The sequence below is a fragment of the Jutongia sp. genome, assembly GCF_057878315.1.
This window is the reverse complement of record NZ_DBLXSO010000049.1, coordinates 1-23,911: the sequence shown is the minus strand read 5'-3', so window position 1 is coordinate 23,911 and position 23,911 is coordinate 1. Positions and strand designations below refer to the sequence as shown.

16 protein-coding genes and 1 other RNA gene are annotated in these 23,911 nt (G+C 46.6%); 16 read left to right on the top strand and 1 reads right to left on the bottom strand.

What is annotated here, in order from left to right; genetic code table 11:
* The coding region (locus ACZLMD_RS10740) for a leucine-rich repeat protein (protein ID WP_489495681.1) at positions 1 to 371 on the top strand (371 nt) is incomplete at its 5' end.
* Positions 372 to 783: 412 nt separating this feature from the next.
* Positions 784 to 2,910, top strand: a complete 2,127-nt coding sequence (gene nrdD, locus ACZLMD_RS10735; RefSeq protein WP_482523048.1) for an anaerobic ribonucleoside-triphosphate reductase — start codon at positions 784 to 786, stop codon at positions 2,908 to 2,910.
* A gap of 84 nt (positions 2,911 to 2,994) precedes the next feature.
* Here the strand turns inward: nrdD and ACZLMD_RS10730 are convergent, their stop codons facing one another.
* A complete protein-coding gene (locus ACZLMD_RS10730; RefSeq protein WP_482523049.1) occupies positions 2,995 to 3,825 on the bottom strand; it encodes a hypothetical protein in 831 nt (276 codons plus the stop codon).
* A 123-nt stretch (positions 3,826 to 3,948) separates the two neighbouring features.
* Between ACZLMD_RS10730 and nrdG the strand changes: the two genes are divergently transcribed.
* The 14 genes from nrdG to ACZLMD_RS10660 all read left to right on the top strand — a co-directional run.
* The gene (nrdG, locus tag ACZLMD_RS10725) at positions 3,949 to 4,479 is read left to right on the top strand and encodes an anaerobic ribonucleoside-triphosphate reductase activating protein (protein ID WP_489495680.1); all 531 of its coding nucleotides are present in this window, start codon (positions 3,949 to 3,951) and stop codon (positions 4,477 to 4,479) included.
* 187 nt (positions 4,480 to 4,666) lie between these two features.
* The gene (gene gap, locus ACZLMD_RS10720; RefSeq protein WP_022305792.1) at positions 4,667 to 5,683 is read left to right on the top strand and encodes a type I glyceraldehyde-3-phosphate dehydrogenase; all 1,017 of its coding nucleotides are present in this window, start codon (positions 4,667 to 4,669) and stop codon (positions 5,681 to 5,683) included.
* Positions 5,684 to 5,851: 168 nt separating this feature from the next.
* On the top strand, positions 5,852 to 7,063 hold the full coding sequence (locus ACZLMD_RS10715) for a phosphoglycerate kinase (protein ID WP_022305793.1): 1,212 nt from the start codon (positions 5,852 to 5,854) through the stop codon (positions 7,061 to 7,063).
* A gap of 26 nt (positions 7,064 to 7,089) precedes the next feature.
* Entirely contained in the window at positions 7,090 to 7,836 is a 747-nt protein-coding gene (tpiA, locus tag ACZLMD_RS10710; RefSeq protein ID WP_022305794.1) for a triose-phosphate isomerase, read from the top strand.
* Positions 7,837 to 8,119: 283 nt separating this feature from the next.
* The gene (gene gpmI / locus ACZLMD_RS10705; protein ID WP_489495679.1) at positions 8,120 to 9,664 is read left to right on the top strand and encodes a 2,3-bisphosphoglycerate-independent phosphoglycerate mutase; all 1,545 of its coding nucleotides are present in this window, start codon (positions 8,120 to 8,122) and stop codon (positions 9,662 to 9,664) included.
* 154 nt (positions 9,665 to 9,818) lie between these two features.
* Positions 9,819 to 10,067, top strand: a complete 249-nt coding sequence (gene secG, locus ACZLMD_RS10700) for a preprotein translocase subunit SecG (protein WP_022305796.1) — start codon at positions 9,819 to 9,821, stop codon at positions 10,065 to 10,067.
* Positions 10,068 to 10,208: 141 nt separating this feature from the next.
* Positions 10,209 to 12,557 (top strand): ribonuclease R, encoded by a 2,349-nt coding sequence (gene rnr / locus ACZLMD_RS10695; protein WP_022305797.1) that lies wholly within the window; start codon positions 10,209 to 10,211, stop codon positions 12,555 to 12,557.
* 51 nt (positions 12,558 to 12,608) lie between these two features.
* A complete protein-coding gene (gene smpB, locus ACZLMD_RS10690) occupies positions 12,609 to 13,076 on the top strand; it encodes an SsrA-binding protein SmpB (RefSeq protein WP_022305798.1) in 468 nt (155 codons plus the stop codon).
* Between the two features lie 121 nt (positions 13,077 to 13,197).
* Positions 13,198 to 13,541, top strand: a transfer-messenger RNA (tmRNA) gene (gene ssrA / locus ACZLMD_RS10685).
* A gap of 164 nt (positions 13,542 to 13,705) precedes the next feature.
* Positions 13,706 to 14,059: a dihydropteridine reductase gene (locus tag ACZLMD_RS10680; protein WP_482523051.1), complete on the top strand. Its 354-nt coding sequence runs from the start codon at positions 13,706 to 13,708 to the stop codon at positions 14,057 to 14,059.
* Positions 14,060 to 14,227: 168 nt separating this feature from the next.
* Entirely contained in the window at positions 14,228 to 14,821 is a 594-nt protein-coding gene (locus ACZLMD_RS10675; protein ID WP_482523052.1) for a TetR/AcrR family transcriptional regulator, read from the top strand.
* Complete coding sequence (locus ACZLMD_RS10670; protein WP_489495678.1) at positions 14,818 to 15,855, top strand: zinc-dependent alcohol dehydrogenase; 1,038 nt, start codon at positions 14,818 to 14,820, stop codon at positions 15,853 to 15,855. The genes ACZLMD_RS10675 and ACZLMD_RS10670 overlap by 4 nt, the downstream gene beginning before the upstream one ends.
* 175 nt (positions 15,856 to 16,030) lie before the next feature.
* Complete coding sequence (locus ACZLMD_RS10665; RefSeq protein WP_484106836.1) at positions 16,031 to 16,309, top strand: hypothetical protein; 279 nt, start codon at positions 16,031 to 16,033, stop codon at positions 16,307 to 16,309.
* A 464-nt stretch (positions 16,310 to 16,773) separates the two neighbouring features.
* The coding region (locus ACZLMD_RS10660; protein WP_489495677.1) for a leucine-rich repeat protein at positions 16,774 to 23,911 on the top strand (7,138 nt) is incomplete at its 3' end.

The following is a 23,911-nucleotide window of genomic DNA, read 5'->3' as shown; positions in this document are numbered from 1 at the left end:
AGGCTGCAATTGCAACCGCAGCTTCTGTTATGACTTACAAGATCACATCTGTTAAGTCCGGTGCTTTCAAGAACTCTGCTAAGCTTAAGAAGTTCAGCTTTAAGAAGGCTACAAACGTTAAGGCACTTCCTTCTAAGGTATTCATGAACTGCAAGAAGCTCAAGACCGTAGAACTTAACAAGAAGATGAAGAAGATTCCTGCTAAGGCATTTATGGGATGTAAGAAGCTTACAACCATCAAGTGCAATGCAAAGCTGAAATCTGTAAGCAAGACTGCATTCAAGAAGTGCAAGAAGAAAATTAAGGTTACAGGTAAGAGCAAGAAAGCAAACAAGAAGAAAATTAAGAAGGTATACAAGAAGGTAAAATAATTACCGGAAGGTAGATTTTCTGAAATAACGGGATGCCGTATCTGAGCGATCAGGTGCGGCATCCTTTTTTGTGGAAACGAAGTTGAACAACAAAATGACTGCTTATTTCCGGTCTACACGCGTAGGACTTAGTGAAATCGGCATTTCTACTATATATGGTAAAAATATTTAAAAACACATACAATATCTTGTGGACTTTTGGCGACGGGTTTGCTATAATCGACTATAGACGCGCTTGCGAAAAGTCCGTTCGGTACGATGAAATGGACTGTTTTCAATATATAGGAAAATGCTCGTAACGTGGTGGGATGCCAACGAGAATTGCGAAGCAATTCTTGGAGGGCAAAGGAAGGAGTATGGAGCTCGCAGGCAGGGGTGAACAAAATGAAGAAAGAAGAGGTGTTTTGGGACAATGAAAGTAACAAAAAGGGACGGAAGAGTTGTTGACTATGACAGAAATAAGATCGTGATCGCTATTCAGAAGGCAAACGTGGAGGTAGACCGCTATGAGCAGGTTTCTGAGGAGACGATTGATGCCATTGTTGCCAGCATTGAAAATAAAAGAACGGATAACCTTATGGTGGAGGATATCCAGGATATGATCGAACAGAAGCTTATGGCAGAGCGTAAGTATGAGCTTGCAAAAAAGTACATTATATACCGCTACACCAGAGAAATGGTTCGCCGTGCCAACACCACAGACGATTCCATCATGAGCCTGATCAAGAACAGTAATAAGGATGTTATGGAGGAGAACTCTAACAAGAATGCATATATTGCGTCTACGCAGCGAGATCTGATCGCCGGTGAGGTGTCAAAGGATCTGACCAAGCGTATCCTCTTGCCGGAGAAGATCATTAAGGCACATGAGGATGGTGTGATCCATTTCCATGATATGGATTATTATCTGCAGAGCATTTTTAACTGCTGTCTGATCAACATCGGTGATATGCTTGAGAATGGAACGGTCATGAACGGAAAGCTGATTGAGAGTCCGAAGAGCTTCCAGGTTGCGTGTACCGTTATGACACAGATTATTTCCGCGGTTGCCAGCAGCCAGTACGGCGGTCAGTCTGTTGACATCCGCCACTTAGGCAAGTATCTGCGCAAGACCAGAGATAAATATGAGCGCCACTACAAAGAAAAGTACGGAGATATAATTTCCGATGAAGTCAGGGAGCGTTTTATTGATGACCGGCTCCGTGATGAGCTTCGTTCCGGCGTGCAGACGATCCAGTACCAGATCAACACTCTGATGACCACAAACGGACAGTCTCCGTTTGTTACATTGTTCCTGAATCTGGATAAGGATGATCCGTATATCGAAGAGAATGCGATGATCATAGAGGAGATCTTAAAGCAGCGTATCGAGGGCATTAAGAATGAGAAGGGTGTCTATGTGACACCGGCATTCCCGAAGCTGATCTATGTGTTGGATGAGCATAATTGCTTAAAAGGCGGAAAGTATGATTACCTCACCAAGCTTGCGGTAAAGTGCAGTGCCAAGAGAATGTATCCGGATTATGTTTCTGCCAAGATGATGCGTGAAAACTATGAGGGAAATGTATTCTCCTGTATGGGTTGTCGGAGCTTTTTAACACCATGGAAGGACGAGAATGGTAATTATAAGTTTGAGGGACGCTTCAATCAGGGCGTTGTCAGCCTGAACCTGCCACAGATCGGTATTCTGGCAGAGGGCGATGAGGAGAAGTTCTGGGCGCTGTTAGAGGAACGTCTGGCACTGTGCTTCGAGGCTCTGATGTGTCGTCATCATGCACTGGAGGGAACCCTTTCCAATGTAAGTCCGATCCACTGGCAGTATGGTGCGATCGCCCGCCTTAAGAAGGGGGAGCCGATCGACAAGCTTCTGCATGACGGTTATTCCACAATTTCTCTGGGATATATCGGATTGTACGAGGTAACAAAGCTTATGACAGGTGTCAGCCATACCGACCCGAAGGGAACGAATTTTGCACTGCGTCTGATGAAGCGTCTTCGTCTGGCATGTGATACCTGGAAACTTGAGACAGGTCTTGGATTTGGACTGTACGGAACACCGGCAGAGAGTCTGTGTTATCGCTTTGCAGAGATTGACAAGAAACGCTTCGGTGAGATTCCGGATGTAACCGACAAGGGCTATTACACCAATTCTTATCATGTGGATGTCAGAGAGAAAATCGATGCGTTCGAGAAGTTCCGCTTTGAAAGCCAGTTCCAGAAGATATCTTCCGGCGGTGCGATTTCTTATGTGGAGATTCCGAATATGCGCCATAATCTGGAAGCACTCGAGGATGTGGTACGGTTTATCTATGATAATATCCAGTATGCGGAGTTTAACACAAAGTCGGATTACTGCCATGTCTGCGGATATGACGGTGAGATCATTATCAACGATGATCTGGAGTGGGAGTGTCCACAGTGTCATAATAAGGACAAGAATAAAATGAACGTTACAAGACGTACCTGTGGATATCTTGGAGAGAATTTCTGGAATGTCGGAAAGACAAAGGAGATCAACGCAAGAACGCTTCACCTGTAAAAGAAGGCGGGAGTAATCCGCAGTGTCCGTGAGGGAAAAGGAGCAAATGCCCTGCGCCCGCTGCAGTGTTCTGCGGAATCATAGTTATGGGATCATAAAAGAAGTAGTTTCTGTCAGTGTGACCGGAATGGTAAAAATGGATTTGGAAACCGTCCCGGAAGCACTGGCAGATTGTTCTGTCAGAATGCCTTTTTTGTTCAGGCGGCATTTCATTTTCAGGGAGTCCACGGAACCTGTAACATGTTTCAGTTCCTCGGTATTCATGGAAGCCTGTTCGATGATCCTGCTGAAGTAGTAGGACGCGGTTTCGCCCGGCAGTGTAAACGAATAAATCGTATCGCTGTCGTCGGTGGTTATCTTCATATTTTCAAGCTGTGAGGAGGCATCCTGCATAATATCCGAGATAAAGGTAACCATGGAAAGTACCTCCTCCGGGGAACGCTCAGTTTTTGTTTTCTCCTTGCCGTTATCGGAGCAGTACAGTCCGTTACGGTAGGTGGAACGTGTTTTCTCTGTTTTGCCGCGGGAGGTTGTTTTTGTTGTCATATCAAGCTTTAGATTGTCGCGGTCATCGGCACCCGTCACATGGGCGCGCGCCGAGAGAACGCGTTTGCCCTTGATCAGTCTGCCCTTTAGATTGATCGTAGCGTCGGTATCCACCTGAAAGGACGGTTCGTTTAAAATCTGCTCAAAGGCATAGTAGATTTTCCCCTCAGGTGAATCCGGATCCGGTGTTGTTTCCGGAAGGGGAGTCTCTGATGCATCTGTCCGGCTGCCCGGACCGGAGGTCGTGACTGGTGCGGCTGTCTGTGGGGAGGCCTTCTGATGATGACGGTAGAGTGCGATCCCTTCCGCGGTGATCAGACACACAACAAGCAGGGTACACAGAATATATTTTACAGATGATTTCTTCATATGGATACCTCCGTTCACAGGTGGAATGGCAGCGGTGTTACAGAAGACAGACACTGTCGTATAAGATAGATTATAGTAGTATTTTGAATATGGGTCAAAACAAATTTAAAAGGAGTCGATCAGATGAATTATGCAGAAATAAAACGATGTGATGTGGCGAACGGACCGGGGGTGCGTGTGTCCTTGTTTGTCAGTGGCTGTACCCATCACTGCAAAGAATGTTTCAATAAAGAAACATGGGATTTCGGGTTTGGAAAGCCGTTTACACAGGATACGATCGATGAGATCCTGAAGCTGTTAAGTCCGGGTTATATCAAGGGCATTACGCTGCTTGGCGGAGAGCCGATGGAACATGTGAACCAGCAGGGACTTCTGCCGTTGCTGCGCCGGATCAGGGAAAAGCTGCCGGACAAGACCGTATGGTGCTTTACCGGATATGATTACGAGAAGGACGTGATCGGCAGGATGGTTTCGGAATGGGAGGAGACGAAAGAATTTCTTTCCTATCTGGATGTGCTGGTGGACGGTGAGTTTAAGATCGAACAGAAGGATCTGGGACTGATCTTTAAGGGTTCTGCCAACCAGCGCACGATCCTGGTGCAGGAATCACTTGCGGCAGGGCATATTGTATACTGGGATCCGCAAAATCCTTAAGAAACTGATAAAATTGTATGAAATCCCAAAGAAATCCCAAAAAGGCTTGAAATTTTAGGACAAGTCCGCTACAATAATGAGTGGGTTGTGACTGCGAGGTAATCGGGCAGTTATGAGAAATGCTTAATTACTGCACAGCGCCAGCAGTGACAGTATATTATAAATTATATTTTAGGAGGAATTAAAAATGGCAGTAAAAGTTGCAATTAACGGTTTTGGTCGTATCGGACGTCTTGCTTTCAGACAGATGTTTGGTGCAGAGGGTTATGAAGTAGTAGCTATCAACGATCTGACAAGCCCAAAGATGCTTGCTCATCTGTTAAAGTATGATTCATCACAGGGTAAGTATGAGAAGGCTGACACAGTTTCAGCTGGAGAGGATTCCATCACAGTTGATGGTAAGGAGATTAAGATCTATGCATTCCCTGATGCAAACAACTGCCCATGGGGCGAGCTTGGTGTAGACGTTGTTCTTGAGTGCTCAGGTTTCTACACATCTAAGGAGAAAGCACAGGCTCATATCAACGCTGGTGCTCGTAAGGTTGTTATTTCTGCTCCTGCAGGAAATGATCTTCCTACTATCGTTTACAACACAAACCATGAGACACTTAAGGCTGAGGATAACATCATTTCTGCAGCTTCTTGTACAACAAACTGTCTTGCACCTATGGCTGACGCTCTTAACAAGTACGCAGCTATCCAGTCTGGTATCATGGTAACAATCCATGCTTACACAGGTGATCAGATGACTCTTGATGGTCCTCAGAGAAAGGGTGACCTCAGAAGATCCCGTGCAGCAGCAGTTAACATCGTTCCTAACAGCACAGGTGCTGCAAAGGCTATCGGTCTTGTAATCCCAGAGCTGAACGGAAAGCTCATCGGATCTGCACAGCGTGTTCCTACCCCTACAGGTTCTACCACAATTCTTACAGCTGTATGTAAGGGTTCTGATATCACAGTTGAGGGTATCAACGCAGCTATGAAGGCAGCAGCAAACGAGTCATTCGGTTACAACGAGGATCAGATCGTTTCATCTGATATCGTTGGTATGAGATTCGGTTCTCTGTTCGATGCTACACAGACAATGGTAAACAAGGTTGCTGATGACCTCTATGAGGTACAGGTAGTATCTTGGTATGATAACGAGAATTCTTACACATCTCAGATGGTAAGAACAATCAAGTACTTCTCAGAGCTTGCATAATTTGATCTGAGGTGCTTAGCCGGACAGGCTGTTAGCATTTGCTGACGGATACTTATCCGGTGCATTGGATGATCCATGTACGGGTCCGGTCTTTCATTGGACCGGGCTCGTTTTTCTTTTCTTCTGTATTTTTTAGAAGATATGATTAATTATTAGGAGGAATATAACATGTTAAATAAGAAATCTGTTGATGATATCAACGTAAAGGGCAAGAAGGTTCTGGTTCGCTGTGACTTCAACGTACCACTTGATGCTGACTTAAACATCACTGACGAGAACCGTCTTGTAGCTGCTCTGCCTACAATCAAGAAGCTGATCGCTGACGGTGGACAGATCATTCTCTGTTCTCACCTTGGTAAGCCTAAGGGAGAGCCAAAGCCAGAGCTTTCTTTAGCACCTGTTGCTAAGAGACTTGCTGAGCTTCTTGGACAGGAAGTAAAGTTTGCTGCTGATGCTAACGTTGTTGGTGACAACGCAAAGGCTGCTGTTGCTGCAATGAAGGACGGCGACGTTGTACTTCTTGAGAACACACGTTACAGAGCTGAGGAGACAAAGAACGGAGAGGCTTTCTCAGAGGAGCTTGCATCTCTGGCTGATGTATTCGTAAACGATGCATTCGGTACTGCTCACAGAGCACACTGCTCTAACGTTGGTGTTACAGAGTTCATCCGTAAGAAGGGTGGAGACTGCGCTGTTGGATATCTGATGCAGAAGGAGATCGATTTCCTTGGTAATGCAGTAAACAATCCGGAGCGTCCATTCGTAGCAATTCTTGGTGGTGCTAAGGTATCTTCCAAGATCTCTGTTATCGAGAACCTTCTTGACAAGGTTGACACACTGATCATCGGTGGTGGTATGGCTTACACATTCATGGCTGCTCACGGTGAGGAAGTTGGTAAGTCACTCCTTGAGGAGGATTACAAGGATTATGCTCTTAAGATGGAGAAGAAGGCAGAGGAGAAGGGCGTTAAGCTTCTGATCCCTATTGATACAACTGTTGCTGATGATTTCTCTAACGATGCAAACATCAAGATCGTTGGTCGTGGAGAGATCCCTGCTGATATGGAGGGTCTTGATATCGGACCTAAGACAGCGGAGCTTTTCGCAAATGCGGTAGCAGGTGCTAAGACTGTTGTTTGGAACGGACCAATGGGCTGCTTTGAGATGCCAAACTTCGCAAAGGGTACGATCGCAGTTGCTGAGGCAATGGCTAAACTTGAGGGTGCTACAACGATCATCGGTGGCGGTGACAGTGCAGCAGCATGTAACCAGCTTGGTTTCGGCGACAAGATGACTCATATCTCTACCGGTGGTGGAGCTTCTCTTGAGTTCCTTGAGGGTAAGGATCTTCCTGGTGTAGTTGCAGCAGACGATAAATAATCAGATTCATATAAGGAGATAGTACAATGGCTAGAAGAAGAATTATTGCCGGCAACTGGAAAATGAACAAGACTCCTAGTGAGGCAGTTGCTTTAGTAAATGAGTTAAAGGACTTAGTAGTAAACGATGACGTTGATGTTGTTTACTGTGTACCTGCAATCGATATCGTTCCTGTCGTAGAGGCAGTTAAGGGAACAAACGTAGCAGTAGGTGCTGAGAATATGTACTTTGAGGAGAGCGGAGCTTACACAGGTGAGATTTCCGCACCAATGCTTGTAGATGCAGGCGTTAAGTATGTGATCCTTGGTCACTCAGAGCGTCGTGATTACTTCAAGGAGGATGATGTACTTCTTAACAAGAAAGTAAAGAAGGCATTCGAGGCCGGTCTTACACCAATCCTTTGCTGTGGTGAGTCACTGGAGCAGAGAGAGCTCGGCGTAACAATGGACTGGATCCGTCTTCAGATCAAGTCTGATCTTGCCGGTGTTACAGCAGATCAGGTTAAGAGCATGGTAATCGCTTACGAGCCAATCTGGGCTATCGGAACAGGCAAGACTGCTACTTCTGATCAGGCACAGGAGGTATGTAAGGGTATCCGTGATCTCATCGCTGAGATTTATGATACTGATACAGCAGAGGCTGTCCGCATCCAGTACGGTGGATCTATGAATGCCGGAAATGCAGCAGAGCTTCTTGCTAAGCCGGATATCGACGGTGGTCTTATCGGTGGTGCATCCCTTAAGGCTGATTTCGGTAAGGTAGTAAACGCATAAACATGATGCAAAGGAGTCAATATCTTTGATACCGATGTCATGATATTACGCTGTTAGCTTTTGGATTAGTAATAATATAAAACGCCATGAAATGCGTTCAATGTATATAGATATCGTTGAACTGTGTTTCGTGGCGTTTTCTTTTAAATCTCAGGCAGCTCTTGTTATTGACGAATGCGAGGGAATCTTGTATACTCAAGGATGGTAGAAGTGAAAGTCCGCTGCCGGTGCTGTGGCGCGGCGATAACAGACAGAGACAGCACAGAAAAGAGGAATAGAGATTATGAGTCAGAAACCAGTTGTATTGATGGTATTAGATGGATACGGATTGAATGACAAGGTTGAGGGAAATGCGATCGCACAGGCGAACACTCCTGTAATGGACAAGCTGATGGCAGAGTATCCGTTTGTCAAAGGAAATGCAAGCGGTCTTGCAGTAGGTCTTCCGGATGGTCAGATGGGTAACTCAGAGGTTGGTCACATGAATATCGGTGCCGGCCGCGTGATCTATCAGGAGCTGACACGTATTTCAAAGTCAATCGACGATGGCGATTTCTTCGAGAACGAAGAGCTTTTAGCTGCCATTGAGAATGTTAAGAAGAATGGCTCAGATCTTCATTTATATGGTCTGCTTTCCGATGGTGGTGTACACAGTCATAATACACACCTGTACGGACTGTTGGAGTTAGCAAAGAAGAAGGGCGTGGAGAATGTATATGTTCACTGCTTCTTGGATGGTCGTGACACACCGCCTGCATCCGGTAAGGAATATGTAGAGCAGCTTCAGACAAAGATCGACGAGATCGGTGTTGGTCATATTGCCAGCCTGCATGGCCGTTATTATGCAATGGATCGTGATACGAACTGGGATCGTGTTGAGAAGTCCTACGCTGCACTTGTATATGGTGAGGGCGTAAAGGCAGAGGATGCTGTTCAGGCAATGGCAGATTCTTATGCCAACGATAAGACAGATGAGTTCGTTGTTCCTACCGTCATCGAGAAGGACGGCAAGCCACTGGCAACGATCAAGGACGGCGATTCCGTGATCTTCTTTAACTTCCGTCCGGATCGTGCAAGAGAGATTACCCGTAGCTTCTGTGATGAGGAGTTCACAGGCTTTGAGCGCAAGAAAGGCTTCCTGAAGCTGACATATGTATGCTTCGTTGATTATGATGATACAATTGGCAACAAGCTTGTTGCATTTAAGAAAGAATCCGTAGAGAATACGTTTGGTGAGTTCCTTGCAGCCAATGGAAAGACACAGCTTCGTCTGGCTGAGACAGAGAAGTACGCGCATGTTACATTCTTCTTCAATGGCGGAGTAGAGGAGCCGAATAAGGACGAGGAGCGTTCCCTTGTGAAGTCTCCAGCCGTAGCAACCTACGATCTGCAGCCGGAAATGAGTGCTCCGGAGGTCAGCAGACGACTGAATGAGGCAATTGGTTCCGGAAAGTATGATGTGATCGTCATCAACTTCGCAAACCCTGACATGGTAGGTCATACCGGTGTGATCCCTGCAGCTATCAAGGCAGTTGAGGCAGTGGATGGGTGTGTCGGTTCTGCAGTTGAGGCAATCAAGAAGGCTGACGGCGTTCTGTTTATCTGTGCCGATCACGGAAATGCAGAGAAGATGATTGATTACGAGACCGGTGAGCCACATACCGCTCACACAACCAATCCGGTACCGTTTATTCTTGTCAACTATGACGAGTCATATACACTTCGTGAGGGCGGATGCCTTGCAGATATCGCTCCGACACTGATCGAGGTTATGGGTATGGAGCAGCCAAAGGAAATGACAGGAAAGTCACTCCTGATTAAGAAATAATTGTCTTGACGGGCAGAATATGGGTAGATCAAAAAATCTACCCGTTATAGAAAAAACTTCTTGAAATGATGGGACACATGTGCTATCATTAAGTAGTTGTTGTGTAACATCATGACAAATTTAAGTTACATTGGATTAAATTGGAGGTTTTTCGATGATCAACATTATTCATGGCATTTTATTAATTCTTTATATTATTGATTGTATTGCATTGACGGTTGTTGTATTGATGCAGGAAGGTAAGCAGGCTGGTCTGACCGGCGCTATCAGTGGTGCTGCAGAGTCATACTGGGGCAAGAACAAAGGTCGTTCCATGGAGGGCGGACTTGTACTCGCAACCAGAATTATGGCTGTACTTTTTGTTGTATTCTCACTGTTGCTGAACCTTAATATCTTCAGCTAAAGCGGATTGCTTTACGGAGGATCAGTACGATAGAAAATTATGCCGTCTCATGGGTATTTCCGTGAGGCGGTTTTTTGGAATTAGGGAGGTTTTGCGCCTGCAGCCCGGAGTTTGCGGGACGAGAAAGGAATGTAAGATATTATGGTACAGGAAGAATTTGAAGAGAAAAAGAAAATGATCGAGGAGTTTGTGGGCTCCAAGGGATACCGCAGTATGTCTGTGAAAGAGATGGCGATGGTGCTTCAGGTGCCGTCCCGTGACAAGAAGGATTTCCGTGAGGTGTTAGACGCGCTGGCGAGGGAAGGCAAGATCAGCATTGATCTGAAAGGGAAGATCAAGCCGCTTCCGGCAGATGTCAAGGTCGGAAAGTATATGGCGACACAGCGCGGCTTTGGTTTTGTACGCGTGGAAGGAGAGGATGACGATATTTTCATTCCGGGTTCCTATACCAAGAGCGCACTGGATGGCGATACCGTGCAGGTACTTGTCAAAAAGGAAGGCGGCGAAGGCAAACGGCGCGAGGGTCAGGTGCTTAATATTCTTGAACGGGGCAACAGTGTTCTTGTCGGAACCTATACACGCAGCCGTAATTTTGGCTTTGTGACGCCGGATAATCAGAAATTTACCAAGGATATTTATGTTGCGAAAGCAGAGAGCAAGGGGGCGGTGACCGGTCACAAGGTTGTTGTCGAGATCACGGATTTTGGCGATGAGCAGCGTAAGCCTGAGGGACGTGTTCTGGAGATTCTGGGACATGTCAATGATCCGGGTGTTGATATTCTTTCCGTGATCAAGGCATACGGTCTTCCGGAGGAGTATCCGGATGATGTGATGAAGCAGATCGAGAATATTCCGGATGAGGTGGAAGAGAAGGAGAAGGCTGGAAGAGCCGATTTCAGAGATCTTCAGACAGTTACGATTGATGGTGAGGATGCAAAGGATCTGGATGATGCCATCACCATTTCCAAGGAAGGGAATATGTACCATCTGGGTGTTCATATCGCCGATGTCAGTCAGTATGTGACGGAAGGGTCACCGCTTGACAAGGAAGCGTTAAAACGAGGTACCAGCATTTATCTGGTAGACCGCGTTATCCCAATGATCCCGCACAAGCTGTCCAACGGCATCTGCTCCTTGAATCAGGGCGTTGACCGTCTGGCGCTGTCCTGTATGATGGACATCAACGAAAAGGGTGAGATCGTAAAGCACAAGATCTGTGAATCAGTGATCAATGTAACAAGACGTATGTCCTATACAAGTGTGCATAAGATCATCGAAGAGAAGGATGAGGCGGAGCGTAAGGAATACGAAGAGCTGATCCCGATGTTTGAGTTGATGTATGAGCTGGCAGATATCCTGCAGGCGAGACGGGAGAAGAGAGGCTCCATTGATTTTGATTTCCCGGAGGCAAAGATCATTCTCGATGAGAAGGGGAAGCCGATCGATGTGAAGGAATACGAGCGGACGCAGGCGAACCGCATTATTGAGGAGTTTATGCTGGCTGCCAATCAGACGGTCGCTGAGGAGTATTTCTGGAACGAGCTTCCGTTTGTATATCGTACACATGAGACGCCGGACATGGAGAAAATCCAGAATCTGGCACTCTTTATCGAGAATTTTGGGTATACTTTAAAGATCAAGGAGGATGAGATTCATCCGAAGGAGGTTCAGAAGCTGATGCGTTCCATCGCCGGCAAGCCGGAGGAGGGACTGATCGGCAGGCTGGCACTTCGTTCCATGAAGCAGGCGAGATATACGACAGAGTGTGAGGGGCATTTCGGACTTGCACTTAAGTATTACTGCCACTTTACCTCGCCGATCCGCCGTTATCCGGATCTGCAGATCCACCGCATCATCAAGGAGAATATCCACGGCGGCATGAAGGATAAGAGGATCGATCATTATCAGAAGATCCTTCCGGAGGTTGCAGAGCAGACGAGTGCTCTGGAGAGGCGTGCAGATGACGCAGAGCGCGAAGTAGAGAAGATGAAGAAGGCAGAATATATGGAGCAGTTTGTCGGAAAGGATTTCGAGGGAACGATTTCCGGACTGACAACCTGGGGCATGTATGTGGAGCTTCCGAATACGATCGAAGGAATGATCCGTGTGGCAGATATTCCGGGAGATTATTACTATTATGATGAGGATCTTCATCGCATGGTCGGTGAGCAGACCGGCAAGGTATACAAGATGGGTGAACCGCTGCGCATCATTGTAGCCGGTGTCGACAAGCTGACCAGAACGATTGACTTTGTTTTGTATCAGGAGGATGAGGACGGCAATCCAATCCTGCCTTCCTTAGAGAAGAAGTCGCCGAAGGAGCGTATCAGTGCCCGTGAGAAGAAAGCGATGGCTGCAAAGTCTGCCGGAAAGTCAAGAAATTCCGGTAAGGATGGTAAATCAGGAAGAGGCCGCGCAGACAGAGGAACCCGCAGAGCCAAGGAGCGCAAGGCGAAAAAGAAGGTGGCAAAGAGACGCACACGCAGATAGACTGCGGATGATCTGATCGACAGATCAGCGTGATGCGCATTAGGAGGAATTATGGCAAAGGAAAGTAAAAAGATCATTGCGAACAACAAAAAGGCATTTTACGATTACTTTATCGAAGATAAATACGAAGCCGGTATCGAACTGGTGGGAACAGAGGTAAAGTCCCTGCGTATGGGCAAGTGCAGCATCAAAGAGGCATTTGTCCGCATCCAGAAGGGAGAAGTTTTTATCTACGGTATGCATATCAGTCCCTATGAAAAGGGTAATATATTTAACAGGGATCCGCTTCGTGCGAGAAAGCTTCTTCTGCACCGTTATGAGATCCGTAAGATCGAGGGACAGATCGCACAGAAGGGCTATACTTTAGTGCCGCTTAATGTTTATCTGAAGGGCAGCCTTATGAAGGTGGAGATTGGTCTGGCAAAGGGTAAGAAGCAGTATGATAAGCGTCAGGACATTGCCAAGAAGGATCAGCGCCGGGAGGCTGAAAAGCAGTTTAAGGTAAGAAATCTTTATTAGACAGGTTTGCGGTAGAACAGACAACGTCTGATTTATCGATCAAAAGCTTATCAAAAAGATGATTTGGTTATTGACAAAATGTTGTAAGGGTGTTATAGTAATCAGCAATCTTACAACTTAAGGGGTTGTACAGGTTTCGACGGGCTCGCTGAAGATGGAGAAGCTGTCCGTGGTCGGACACCACGTTAAAAGTTCGAATTTAAAATTAAACGCTGAAGATAATTTAGCACTGGCTGCCTAGTTGCAGCCCATCGGTCCTAGCGCCCCGCCGTTAGGGGTTCCGGTGTCGACCTGCGGGAAACTCTGATGCCTAAGCTTTGCGGTATCAGAAAATTCATGAAGCTACTGAAGACTGCAGCCTGTTAGTGGGCGGCAGCCGGAGGGAATGTCAAAACACTGACTATGACAGTAGAAGGACATTGGATCCGGGTTCGGACAGGGGTTCGATTCCCCTCAGCTCCATTAGCCCCAAGGCACGATATACCGTGTCTTGGGGCTTTTGTATTATACCGGTTAACAACTTAGAATTTACAGTATTCCTGAACTCAACACAAATCCTCATCCGTGTTGTTCAGTTGTTCCTTTTTTGCTGGTATCATAAAACCATCAAATAAAGGAGGCAATAAGCCATGAACACAGATAAGATTTACGCAGAACAGCTCGCCAACGAGTACACACCTAAAGACACCTCGAAAGTGATTGCCCTTCGCAAGCTGGACAAGAAAGCTAAACTTCCCGCAACCGTTTTCACCTACACTTTCGGAATTATCGCTGCGTTGGTAGCAGGTGTGGGAATGTGTCTCTCAATGAAGATCATCGGCAGTGGTACGACCGCTATGTTCGTCCTCGGTGTGATTGTTGGAATCATCGGTCTGCTGGGTATGGGTGTCAACTATCCCATTTACAAAAAACTGCTGGCACGGAGCAAGCAGAAATATGCTTTTGAGATCATGGAATTGGCGAAAGAAATCAGCGAGGAATGATGCATTCTCAGTTTGCAGACAGCGATGATAACCCGTTTTTCTGAAAACGGAGAGAGTTACCGAAAAATAATGAACGCCATTACAGGCGGATTTGTCTACGGCATGGTCATTTTGATTGCCGTAATCATGCTGTTGTATAACATAAAACACGAAAGAAGGTGGAAACGATTGAAGAAGTCAGAAAGCAAATATTTCGCCACTGCAGCCAGAATGGACGAGGCTTTTTTGGCGCTTTTGGAAAAGAAGGATTTTGCCTACATCACAGTCAAGGAAATCTGCGAGGAGGCAGGCGTCAATCGTTCCACCTTTTATCTGCATTATGAAACAATGGCAGACTTACTTTCGGAGAGCGTCAGTCATATGAATGAGCAGTTTCTTACTCACATGAAAAAGGACACAGATGCCTTTGTCACAAAGTTGTGGGATTGTCCGTTGGATGAATTGTACCTTATTACGCCAGAGTATCTGACACCTTATCTTGATTACATCGAGCAGCACAAGCTACTGTTCCGCACGGCAACAGAAAATGCCGCAGTGCTGGGAATGGATAAAAGCTATGAACGGATGTTCCGCCATGTGTTCACGCCAATCCTCGACCGCTACGGTATACCGCAGCAGGACAGACCGTATCTCATGGCGTTTTATATTCAAGGGTTAATGGCAATTATCTCGGAATGGCTCAAAAACGACTGCACGGATTCCGTTGAGGATGTTGTAAATGTGATTCAGCGGTGTGTAAAACGCCGCAGGGAGGAAATATGAAAGCAGGTATCTATTTAGAAAAAGAACAAGTTGAAATTCGGGAGCTGCCGCTGCCGGAAGTCGGAGACAATGATGTGCTGGTGCAGAACCTCTATTCCAGTATCTGCGGCACAGATGTTGCGGTTTTCACCCACGGTCCGAACACCGGTCACAAGGTGACTGTCGGCGGTGAGTTTGGTCATGAGACTGTTTCCCGTGTGGTGAAGGTCGGAAAGAATGTCACAGATTTTTCAGTAGGCGAACGGGTCTACCCTTACCCTCGTTATGCCAAAGGGGACACAAAACGAGCCGGAACCATCGGCGGATTCTCGGAATATATTCTCATTCCTAATGCCAAACGGAATCATTCCCTCTATGCTGTGGATGATTGTATCTCCGATAAGCTGGCAAGCCTGATTGAGCCGTTTACGGTTGGCTGCCGTGCTGCCCGCCGGGGGATGATTCCCTGTGGCAAGGAACAGTATGTTGCTGAGCAGAATGCCGTGGTGTTCGGCTGCGGAACGATTGGCATTGCCGCTGCGGTTGCCTTCAAGCACTTCGGCATGGAGAAAGTTATGATCTGTGACCGCTCGGATTTTCGTCTAAGTTTAGCAGAACAGTTAGGCTTTGCAGTTTGCAATACAGCGTCAGAGAATTTTGAAACATCAGCCGTTAGCTATTTCGGCACGGCTCCTTCCCTAAATGGCACAGTTGCCAGCATTGACTGCTGGCTGGATGCCGCCGGTGCGGAGAGTATTCTGGATGATTTCCTTCGGTTTGGAAAAATCGAGAGCCGCTTTGTCTCCGTTGCAGTCAACAACATGCCCCGCACCATTGACCTGCTCCACATGACCTATGCCCAGCAGAGCATCATCGGCTCCGGTGGCTATATGCCGGAGGATGTGTGGGACGTGCAGGAGATCATGGCGAGTGGTAAGTGGGAATTGGAGCGGATCATCACTCATGAGTTCCCACTGAATGAATTGGAACAAGCCATCCGCACGGCGAGCGATGTTGACCATGCTGGAAATGTGGTCGTGGAAATGAAAGGATAAAAAAGTCTGTGCTATGACTTTCAATTTGTAGAAAAGAGAATGGAGAAAGCCATTCTCTTCTTTGTGTGCGCCTTGCGGCGCACGTCGCTAAGGGGTGTAAGTTCCTAATCCGCCCTAGTAGTGGGAAAGATACAGCCGAGACCAAGGGTGTCCATCGTGAGGTGGAATCGATGGTATGCAGGTGGATGAACTTCTGCCCTTCCTTAGAGAAAACCAGGAATCCTTAATCCAGGAGATAAGGGAAGGGAAATATAAACCTAACCCGGTTCGAAGGGTAGAAATACCCAAGGAGACAAAAGGCGAGTTTAGAAAGCTGGGAGTTCCTACGGTTGTTGACAGGGTAATCCAACAGGCAATTGCACAGGAACTCTCGCCAATCTATGAGGAGCAATTCTCAGAGGAGCGGTCTATTGGAAACAATGGAAGAAAATCAAAGCAAAGTACCGAATGCTAAAAGCACTAGGATTAGAGGAATGGAAAGCCAAGAAACTAGCCAATAGTAGAAAAGGTTATTGGAAAATGGCACAAGTGTTAAATTCAGTAATCACGAATAAAACAATAGCCAAGCTGGGATATACATCCATGCATGACCATTATCTGATGGTCAGTGAAAACTAAGGAACCGCCGTGTACCGAACGGTATGCACGGTGGTGTGAGAGGTCGGCTAATCAACTAATGATTAGCCTCCTACTCGATTCAATTAATTGGTATCAGAGATTGTAAGCAAAATCAAGAGTTGGAAAGTAATTTTCATGTGTAAAAGCGTATACTGTTGACGGATTGGTGACATTATTTGATATCAATCTATACTTGATTTATTTTTTGTCAATGTTGATGGTGAAAAAAACGGAAAGAAAACGATTCATCGGATATGTTATCATATCCTTATCTAGACTTTCGGATAAGGAGGATAAGCGATGAATCGAAAAAGAATCGGAATAATTCTTGTGATCATGGCTGTCATTGTGGGCGGTATCGTGGGATACTACCACGAAAGACCGGAGACAAACGGGTCGATCAATGCATCCAATGATCAGAAGAAAAAGCTGGAACAACAGCAGGATGAAAAATGTAAGGAGCTTGTGCAGCAGAAGGGACGGTACGATGAGAAGACCATCGTTCTGTCGGACACAAATGAGTCGCGGGCAAAGGCTCTGGCTGACAAGATGGGTGCTTCTGTCCGCATGACGGCAGACAAGCACTTTGCGGTGCTGACGCTGCCGAAGGATGTGAAGGTGGCGGACATTTATTCGGACAAGGAATACAGGCAGGATCTGTCCGAGATGTCCTTAAACTACCATGTGAAGGCGAGCGCGGTGGATGCCAGCCAGCATGAGCTGTATCAGACGCGAGCGGATTACGAGGTGAGTGATCCGGACTACGATAAGCAGAGCGAGACGGGCTATCTGAACCTGAGGGATACCTGGAAGCACAATAAGGGTGCCGGAGTGACGGTAGCCATTATTGATACCGGTATTGATACGGATCATGAGGAATTTCAGGGGCGGATCAGTAAGCTTTCTTATAATGCTTCGGATGACAAGATCGTCAAGGATTATGATATGTCTGTGATCGAGGATGAGCAGGGACATGGAACAAGTGTTGCCGGAACTCTGGGTGCATCCATGAATAATGGAAGCGGTATCACAGGTGTTGCGCCTGAGACAGAGCTGCTTGTGATCAAATGCGATGCAGATGCGCAGGGTAATTTTCTGAGAGCATCCGATCTTGTTTTTGGTCTGGCGTATGCGATCGAAGCCGATGCAGATGTGGTAAACATGTCCTTTGTGACAGATGAAAATATCTTCAGTTATTATACGAAGCTGGCGGTGGACAGCGATGTGATCTGTGTGGCGGCTGCCGGTAATGACAGCACGGCACTCCTCAATTACCCGGCTGCCGATGAGAACGTGATCGGTGTCGGAGCACTGGATTCGGACTGGGAGCTTGCTGCGTATTCCAACTATGGTGACAACAGTGATATCGTAGCACCGGGAAGTGTGTATACGACAAAGATGGGCGGTACATACGGATACACACAGGGAACTTCTCTGGCTTCCCCGATCGTTGCAGCAGCGGCAGCACTGTACCGCGCAGACCATCCGGGTGCGGAGTTTAAAGAGATCCGTGATTATCTGATCGCATCGAGTGTGGATCTTGGCACCAGCGGAGAGGATGTGCTTTACGGCTACGGTGCATTGGATATCTATGCATTTCTGTATGAGGAAAAAGGAACGATCACCTATGAGATGCAGACCGATGAGATCAAGAATGAGACACAGCCGTTTGTAAAGGGACATACGGTTCAGCTGATGCTGGAGCCGGAGCGGGAAGATGTCGTGTTTGACGGCTGGTATTATGACAGGGACTGCACGGATGAGGTGGAGTATTATACGGATGTCTTTTCGCAGGATGTGACACTGTATGCAAAGTGGGCGAATGAGGACGATGCCAATGCATACACCTATGCAACCCTGCCGGATGGAACGGTGAAGATCTTATCCTATACCGGTAAGAGAAAATATCTGACCGTACCGGATACGATCGAAGGAAAGACCGTAAGCTGTATCGGAGAGTCCGCCTTTGAGAACAATGCAAGACTCCGGAAGGTGAGCCTGCCGGAACATCTGACAGAGATCATGCCGTATGCGTTTAACGGATGCAGCAGACTGTTGTCGATCGATGTCCCGGAAAGCGTACAGACGATCGGAACATTTGCGTTTTACGGCTGTGCCAGAATGAGCAGTGTGGGGATCGTGCCGGGCAGTGATCTTCGCACGATCGGAGAGCAGGCATTTGCCAATACAATGATCAGCTCCTTTACGATCCCGCAGAAGCTCAGTGAGCTGGGGGACGGAGCATTTCTGGGCTGCCGTGGCATGAGAAAGATCACGGTGGCAGAGGGCAACACGACATTTCAGGAGAAGGAGCATGCAGTTTATGACAGCACCGGAACAAAGCTGATCTACTATCCGACCGGGCTTGCGGGAAGTTATCCGGTGGCAGAGGGAACGAAGGAGATCGGAAAATATGCGTTTGCATATGCGAGAGCATCGCAGATTACGCTTCCGGATGGACTGGAGACGATCGGAGATCAGAGCTTTACGGGGGTATCCGCCAATGAGATCACGATTCCGGCGTCTGTCCGGAAAATGGGAGAGTACGCTTTTTCGTACTCCTCTCTTATGGCAGTAGATCTGCCGGAGGACAGCCAGCTTACCAAGATTTCGGAAGGTGCATTTATGGGATGCCTGATTGCAAATGTTTCTATTCCGAAGGGGATTGCAGAAATTGAAAGTGGAGCGTTTAGCAGCACGGGGCTGGTTAGTGTTAACTTTGCGGAGGATTCACAGCTGGAGCTGATTGGAAATGGAGCGTTTCAGTGGTCAAATCTGCGAAAAATCACATTACCGGATACGGTGCAGGCGATCGACCTTGCGGCATTTGCCAGTTGTCAGGAACTGAGTCAGGTAACATTTGGAGCAGACAGTAAATGCACGGTTTTGGGAGGCTATGCATTTTCAGGAACAAGAATGTTAAAGCAGATCAAAGTTCCGGATTCGGTACGATCGTTTGGGGAACTCTGTTTTTACCAGTCGGGACTGGAGGAGATTGAGATTGGTGCCGGACTGACGGAGATTGGCGAAGGTGCATTGTCCTACTGCCAGAACCTGCAGGACATCACGGTGGATAATGATAATGCAGTGTTTGGCTCTTATGACGGTGTCCTGTTCAATGCGGAGAAGACGAAGCTTATGTTCTATCCGGCGGCAAAGACGGGGGCATATACACTTCCAAAGACCACCGAGACGATCGCCGGATATGCATTTTCGGGAGCGTCTAAGCTGACAGAAGTAACCTTGAATGATGGTCTGATTGAAATCGGCAGATATGCTTTCAGTGACTGTGAATCACTTCAGACACCAGTGTTCCCAGAGGGGCTGGAACGCATTTCGGAGAATGCCTTTGAAAACTGCAGCAGCATGACGGAGAAATGCCTGATCCCGAAAAGTGTGTCTGCACTTGGCAGATTTGCGTTTGCGTATGATTATAACCTGACTGCGATAGAGATTGAACCGGAAAGCAAACTGAACCGTCTCGGTTATGGTGTATTTGGATACTGTGGTATTGAGGATTTCACAGTGCCGGAGAACGTTTCTACAATGGGACAGGAGGTATTTACCGGCTGCAAGAACCTGGTCACAGTGACATTCGAGGGAGAGAGCCAGCTGGAACGCATTGCGGCATGGACGTTTCAAGGTGCGGATGCGCTGCGCCGGATCACCTTTGAAGAGGGAAGCAGCCTGACGCTGCTCGAGGCAAGAGCATTGGAAGGCTTGACCTCCTTGAACCATTTGGATCTGAAATACTGTACAAAGCTGCAGGAGATTGATAATTATGCACTGAATCACTGTTCTTCCTTGACAGATATTTCTCTGCCACAGTCCCTGACTGTAATTGGCAGATATGCATTCCAGGGCTGTACTTCGTTGAAGAAGCTGACCGTGCCGGCGAAGCTTTCCCAAATCGGACGATATGCCTTTGTCGATACCGACAAGATTGAGATCTATTTTAAGGCAAGCGTGCTGCCGGAAGGCTTGGAAGAAAAATGGAACGAGGATGTGGCTGCTTACTATCTGGGTGTGTCAGATGTGGTCAGCAGCGGGGAATGGGAGTATGCCCTGACCGAGGATGGAGATGCCAGCATTGTTGCTTATCATGGAAGTGCCACAGACATCGCACTGGATAAGATCGATGGTCATGATATCATCTCGATCGGCGGTAAAGTGTTCCAGGATAATACATCCCTTCGCAGTATTACCCTGCCGGAGACACTGACCGGCATTTATCAGAATGCCTTCGCCGGAACGACAGAGCTTCAGAAGATCACGATCCCGGCTGCAGTGCGTGTGGTCGATGATTATGCCTTTGCGCGAAGTGGTCTGGCTAAGGTGGAGTTTGCTGCCGGAAGTAAGTTAGTGACTCTGGGACGTTATGCGTTTACAGAGACAAAGAACCTGACAAAGCTTACCCTGCCGGAGGGCGTTGACCGGATCCGTGATTATACATTCTATAAGAGCGGGATTAAGGAGCTTACCTTTGCCGATGGAGCAGAACCGACACAGATTGGGCGTTATGCGTTTGCCGGTTCAGCACTTACTGACTTTACCGTGCCGGACAGTGTGACAAACATTGACTATAATGCGTTCAGCGATGCGACAAGCCTGACGAAGGTGGATCTTGGAAACGGGGAGAAGCTTACGCTGCAGGGAAATGCATTCTATAATTCCGGTCTGACGGAGGTCACGATTCCGGCCGGAGTGGATCATATCGGAGAACTCTGTTTTGCCGGCTGTGAAAATCTGGAGGCGATCCGGGTGGCAGAGGACAATCAAAGATATAGCTCAGATGAGGATATTCTGTACAATAAGGCACAGTCAACTCTGATCACCTGTCCTGCCAATAAGGAAGGCAGCTATACGGTCAAGAGTACCGTGACCTCCTTTGGATTTGCAGCATTTGAGAAATCAAAGCTGTCACAGATTACAATCCCGCAGGACAGCCGGTTAAGTACGATCGGTTACCGTGCGTTTATGCGCTGTGAGAAGCTGGAGCAGATCAGTATCCCGGCAGGACTGCAGAGCATTGACCGGTATGCCTTTGCGTATTGCAGTAGTTTGAAAACGGTAGAGGTACCAGAGGGAAGCCAGCTTGGCGGAATTTATAAAAGTGCTTTCTATAACTGCAGTCAGCTGGAATCCATCCGGATCCCGGATGGCGTGCAGGAGATCGGCGCGTACGCCTTCTATGGCTGTAATAGTCTCAATAATATGGATATCACTGATAATAGCAAGCTGATGAGTATTGATGACCATGCGTTTGAACACACTGCGGTCACGGACTTTGCGATGCCAAAGGATCTGGTGGAGATCGGAACAGCGGCATTCAATGGTGCGAAGCTGGATACCCTGATCGTTAATGATTCCATTCAGGAGATTGGAAGAAATGCCTTTGCAGACTGTGGTCTGGCGAAGATGACGAAGCTGGAGTTCCCGGTCAGTGTGACATATCTTGGAAATGGGGCATTGAAGGGAGCCAATACGATCGAAGAACTGACGTTGCCATTTTTCGGTGAATATCTGGGTGCGGAAGCAGGAAATGGATATATTAATACGGTGAAACTGGATGATCTGTTTGCGCAGGAGCAATGGACGACTATTGGTAACCTGAAAAAGCTGACGATCCTTCAGGGACAGTTTGTACCAGAAGAGTATTGCTGGTCTGTGGAGGGAATCAGTGAAGTGAATTTGCCGGATACAGTTACAGAAGTAGGAGCATGCGCTTTTTGTAGTACGTCATTGACACAAATCAGTTTACCGGAAAATCTGCTGGTTATTCGTGAACGGGCTTTTGAAGCAACATCACCTGAAAGAGTGGTTTTTCCGGAGAAGGTAAATAAGATTAATGCAAGTGCTTTTCGGAATTGTTCCCGATTAACGAAAATAGATCTTCCGAAATCGTTAAACTTTATTGGAGAAGAAGCTTTTTATAATACTTCTTTGGAGGAAGTTACACTGCCGGATAAATTGAATTATATACAGAAGCGTGCTTTTGCGTTGAGCTCGTTAAAAAATATAGAGATTCCAGCAGGTGTGACATCTATCGGGGAAGGTGCCTTTTCTGAAAACAAGAATTTGGAAAGAATTGATGTGGATGAGCAGAATGAGGCATACTGCTCAGTCGATGGAGTGCTCTATAATATAGAAAAAACGGAATTGTTATGCGTTCCGGGAAAGTTGACAGGATCGGTGACGATTCCGAATGGAATACAGAGAGTAGGGGATTATTCCTTTGCGGGTACCGGTGTAACTGAGGTTGTTTTGCCAGATAGTTTAAAAGTGATTGGAGAAGGAGCATTTTTGAAATCTTCTTTGAAAGAGATTGATTTACCGGACGGTGTCACAGAAATTGGTAAATATGCATTTCAGGAATGTGTACAGTTGGAACAGATAGAATTGAGTGAAAATCTTCATGAAATTCCATACTGGTTGTTTATGGGAGATACAAAACTTCATAAGGCTGAACTTCCCGATAATATTGAGAAAATAGATTCTGGAGCTTTTGAACAAACCGGTATTAAATATGTATCATTGGGATCTAAATTGAAAACACTAGGTGATTCTGTCTTTAATGGATGCAGTCAGTTACAGTACATCCGTGTTGATGAAACCAATCAGTATTTTAAGACGCAGGATGGTATTCTTTACAACAAAGAAGGAACAAAACTGCTACTGACACCGATGATGATCAGTGGAGAGGTGGTTATTCCGGAAGGTGTGAAACGTCTTGAAAAATCAGCTTTTTCTGACCGGGAAAAACTGGAAAAGATTGTATTACCGGATAGTCTGGAGTATATCGGAAAAGATTGTTTTCTTAACTGCCCAAAATTAAAGGCGATTTATATGGGCGAAAATGTATCATTTATTGGTCAGGGTGCATTTGGAGGAACCGGGTATTATTATAATGAGAAAAATTGGGAGAATGGTGTACTTTATATCGGCTCATATGCTGTGTGTAGCAATCTTGGATATGTGACTGAATATTTGAAGATTAAAGAAGGAACACGTTTGATTGCAGCAGGTTGCTTGAGTTATAATGAAACGTTGAATAGGGTTGAAATTCCGGATTCTGTTTTGCATATTAATGAATTCGCATTTTACTATTGTAAAAATCTTAAATCTGTGAAGATGAGCCGGCGGTTGACATCGATAGGAGAGTATGCGTTTGGTTACTGCGGAAAGATTTACAGTATTGTTTTACCGGAAACATTGACAACACATGGTTTTTCTGAGTTTGCTTATTGTGCCGGTCTGAAATATATACTTTTTGAAGCGGATCCTTCTAATTTGGAGAGAAGTTCCATGTTTTTTGATGCAACAGGAATTGAATGTATTCGGATCGCCAAAGTGGATGAAGCTGCCTTGAATATACTTTATAATGGCAGTCAGAATGTGAATGTGATTACTGATGCTACGGAGATAAGTGAAGCGACAT